A 2,921-nucleotide genomic window follows, 5' to 3' on the forward strand; every position below is an offset into this window, starting at 1 on the left:
GTGCTGGCGACCAGCTCGGTCAACTTCGACGTCTCCGTCTTCGAGATCTTCACCGCCCTCAGCCAGGGGGCCACCGTGGAGGTGGTCCGGGACGTGCTGGCGCTCGGCGAGCGGCAGGAGGTACGGGCCGATGTGGTGCACACCGTGCCGTCCGCGTTCGCCGAGCTGCTCGACACCTTCACCGGGAAGGTCGAGATCGACACGCTCGTCTTCGCCGGTGAGGGCCTGTCGGCGACGCTGGTGGAGCGGGTGCGCTCGGCGCTGCCCGAGACGCGGGTGGTCAACGCCTACGGCCAGACGGAGAGTTTCTACGCCACCGCCTTCCCCGTCCCGGAGGAGTGGCGGGGCACCGCTGGCGTCCCGATCGGTGTGCCGATCGAGAACATGCGCACCTACGTGCTGGGGCCGGGTCTGACACCGGTACCGCCGGGTGTGGTGGGCGAGTTGTACGTGGCTGGTGCGGTGGGGCGTGGCTATCACGGCCGGTCCGGGCTGACGGCGGAGCGCTTCGTCGCCGATCCATTCGGCCCTGTCGGGCACCGCATGTATCGGACCGGCGACCTGGCCCGGTGGACGGCCGACGGCGTGCTGGAGTACGCGGGCCGCGCCGACGCCCAGGTCAAGGTGCGCGGTCAGAGGGTCGAGCCGGCCGAGGTCGAGACAGTGGTGACCTCTCACCCGGCCGTCGCGCAGGCCGCTGTCATCGCTCGCGAGAGCCGCGGGGACGGCACCCGGCTCCTCGCCTATGTCGTACCGGCCGACACCGGTCACGGCGTGAGCGAAGGGGACACGCACGTCCGTTCCCTGGAAGCCGAGCTGCGGACGTTCGTGTCCGGGCGGCTGCCGGAGTTCATGGTGCCGTCCGCGTTCGTCATGCTGGAGCGCCTGCCGTTGATGGCCAACGGCAAGCTGGACCGGGCCGCCCTGCCCGAGCCGGAGTTCACCGAGACCGTCTACCGCGCCCCGTCCGACGCGACGGAACAGGCACTCGCCGGCCTGTTCGCCGAGGTCCTCGGCCGAGACCGGGTCGGTATGGACGACCGGTTCTTCGAGCTAGGTGGGGATTCACTGCTCGCGGTGCGGTTGGTAGGCCGCATCCGCGGTGTGCTGGGCGTCGAGGTGCCCATTCGCGCGGTGTTCGACGCTTCCACCCCTGCGGAGCTGATGGCGCATCTGCCGGCCGGAGCGCGCGTACGCCCCGTGCTGCGGCGTACGGAGAACCGTCCGGAGCGACTGCCGCTGTCGTACGCGCAGCGCAGACTCTGGTTCATCGACCGGTTCGAGGGCCCTTCCGCCACCTACAACATCCCAGCGGTACTCCGTTTGTCGGGTTCGCTGGACGTACAGGCGCTGGCTGCGGCGGTACGGGATGTGGTGGTCCGGCACGAGAGTCTGCGGACCGTGTTCGTCGAGGACGAGGACGGGGTGCCGTTCCAGCGTGTGCTGCCCGCGCACGAGGTGTCGCCGGAACTCACCCTCGTCGACGTGTCTCCGCACGAGCTGGACGAGGCGGTACGGCAGGCCGTGACGTACGCCTTCGACCTGGCCTCGGAGATCCCGCTGCGAGCCCGCCTGTTCCGCCTCGGTCCCGAAGAGCACCGGCTCGTCCTGGTCCTCCACCATATCGCGGGCGACGGCGGATCGGCCGGACCGCTGGCCAGGGACCTCGTCACGGCCTACTCGGCACGGCGGGACGGCGGGGCGGCGCCGGACTGGGAGCCGCTGCCGGTGCAGTACGCCGACTACGCCCTGTGGCAGTCCGAGCTGCTCGGCGACGAGTCGGACCCGGAGAGTGTGGCGGCCGCGCAGGCGGCGTACTGGCGCGACGAACTGGCGGACTGCCCCGCGCCGTTGGACCTGCCGACCGTCCGTCCCCGACCGCCCGTGGCCCGCCACGACGGCGACTCGGTCGCCTTCACCCTCGACACCGAACTGGTCGAAGCGGTGGAACGGCTGGCGACCGAGCGCGGCTCGACGGTGTCGATGGTCCTGCAGTCGGCTCTCGCCGTGCTGCTGCATCAGTTGGGGGCCGGTGAGGACATCCCGATCGGTGCGCCGATTGCCGGTCGTACGGACGAGGCCCTGTCCGATCTCGTCGGGTTCTTCGTCAATACGTGGGTGCTGCGCGCGGAACTGTCCGGGAACCCGAGTTTCGAGGAGCTGCTGGAGCGGGTGCGGGGCAAGGCGCTGAGTGCGTACGACCACCAGGACCTTCCGTTCGAGCGGCTGGTGGAGCTGCTCAACCCGGAGCGTTCCACTGCCTACCAGCCCCTCTTCCAGGTCATGTGCGCCTGGCAGAACGAGGCCCGGCCGGACCTGGGCATGCCCGGACTCCGGGTGACGTCGGAGCCCGTCGCGACCGGGACGGCGAAGTTCGACCTCTCCCTCAACCTGGCCGTCGTCCCGGGCGGACAGGGGCCGCAGGTGCGCGGCGATCTCGAATACGCGACCGACCTCTTCGACCGCGACACCGCCGAACGCTTCGCGGACTGGTACATCCGCGTCCTTCGACTGCTCACTGCAGACCCGCGGGTGCCGGTGAGTACGGTCGCGCTCCTCACTGCGGACGAGCGTGAGCAGCTGGTGGTGCGGGGGGTGAACGAGACCGCGGTTGCGGTGTTGCCGGTGTCGGTGGGGGAGTTGGTGGAGCGGCAGGTTGCGGTTTCGCCGGATGCGGTGGCGGTGGTGTGCGGGGATGTCTCCCTGTCGTTTGCGGAGGTGGATGCGCGGGCGAATCGGCTGGCGGGGGAGCTGGTGGCTCGGGGTGTGGGTGTGGAGTCGGTCGTGGCGGTGGCGTTGCCGCGGTCGGTGGAGTTGGTGGTTGGGCTGTTGGGTGTGTTGAAGGCGGGGGCGGCGTATGTGCCGGTGGATCCGCGGTATCCGAGCAGCCGGCTGGAGTTCGTGCTCGCGGATGCGGGCGC

The 2,921-nt window shown here is 70.4% G+C and carries 1 protein-coding gene; it reads left to right on the top strand.

Annotation, left to right across the window (positions count from 1 at the left end):
* The coding region (locus ACFY3C_RS45685; RefSeq protein ID WP_390775181.1) for a condensation domain-containing protein at positions 1 to 2,921 on the top strand (2,921 nt) is incomplete at both ends.

The sequence above is a fragment of the Streptomyces sp. NPDC001410 genome, assembly GCF_042895235.1.
Lineage (GTDB): Bacteria > Actinomycetota > Actinomycetes > Streptomycetales > Streptomycetaceae > Streptomyces.